General features: G+C 73.8%; 1 protein-coding gene (cut by a window edge). It reads right to left on the bottom strand.

Annotated features, from left to right (window positions below; genetic code table 11):
• Positions 1-201: 201 nt before the first annotated feature.
• Positions 202-1,041: the 3' portion of a LysR family transcriptional regulator gene (locus D452_RS27530; RefSeq protein ID WP_204366592.1), read on the bottom strand. 33 nt of this gene lie beyond the right edge of the window; 840 of the gene's 873 nt are visible here — the last part of the coding sequence; its start codon lies beyond the right edge, outside the window — the gene reads right to left on this strand; it ends in the stop codon at positions 202-204.

Below are 1,041 nucleotides of genomic sequence, written 5' to 3'. Positions count from 1 at the left end.
CACCAGCGAAAACACCCTAAAACAACGGTGTTGGGATCCGACCCGCGGGGCCGTGCAATACCGGGTCCGGTCGTGAACCGGTTCAGTGCGCAGTGCAGAATGCGGCTCGGTTCGGGCTCGCCCTAACGACTCACGGTTTCCGCAACTTTCGGGCGGATGGTCCGTCATTCGACGTTACGCAGGAAGAATGCGGGGCCGGTACTAGGCGGGTTCCGCCACGGCGCCGGGCGGCGGATCGGCGGAGAAGAGGTCCGCCGCCGTGCGCACGAACAGGTCGACGGCCGGTTCGGCCGGGCCCTGCGGCCAAGCGAGGACCGTCCGGTACGGGCTGGCGTCGGCCACCGGAAGGTACACGACGTCGGGGCGGGCGTTGGCCGCGGCGACGTGGCGCGGCACCAGGGCGAGGGCCTGCCCCAGGCCGACCACCTCGATGAGCTGGGAGACGTCGTGGACGAGCGGACCCTGGGCCGCCGGTGCGCTGTCGGCGGGCTCCGAGCCGTCCTGGCCCGACCAGTACCGCCGGCTCGCCTCGGTATCGCCGGGCCACGAGGGGAAGGGCTCGCCGACGAGGTCGCTGCAGCGCAGTCCGCTGCAGCCGGCCAGCCGGTGGTCGGCGGGCACCGCGGCCACCCGCTCCTCCGCGCACAGCGGCTGAACACACAGGCCCTCCGCGTCGAAAGGCGTACTGAGCAGAGCCAGGTCGGCTTCGCCGCTGCGCAGGGCCGCAGCCTGGGTGCGGTAGCCGGTGACGGCGATGTCGGTGCGGGCCGCGCCCGGCCGGGCGGAATACGCCCCGGCGATGTGCCGCAGCAGCTCCGTGCTGCGGCCCGGCGCGGCGGTGACGGTGAGCGCCCGGGCCTGTGTGCCCGCCCGACGGGTGCGCCGCGAGGCCGCCGCGGCGGCCTCCAGCACCTTCTGCGCCTCGCTGCGCAGCGTGTCGCCCGCGGGCGTCAGTCGGATGGTGTTGTGCCTGCGGTGGAACAGCGGCGCACCCAGGCGCCGCTCCATCCTGCGGATGGCCCGCGAAAGGGGCGGCTGGGA

The organism is Nocardiopsis prasina DSM 43845, from assembly GCF_000341265.1.
Lineage (GTDB): Bacteria > Actinomycetota > Actinomycetes > Streptosporangiales > Streptosporangiaceae > Nocardiopsis > Nocardiopsis prasina.
The sequence above is the reverse complement of the archived record's forward strand: the minus strand, read 5'-3'. Positions and strand labels throughout refer to the sequence as shown.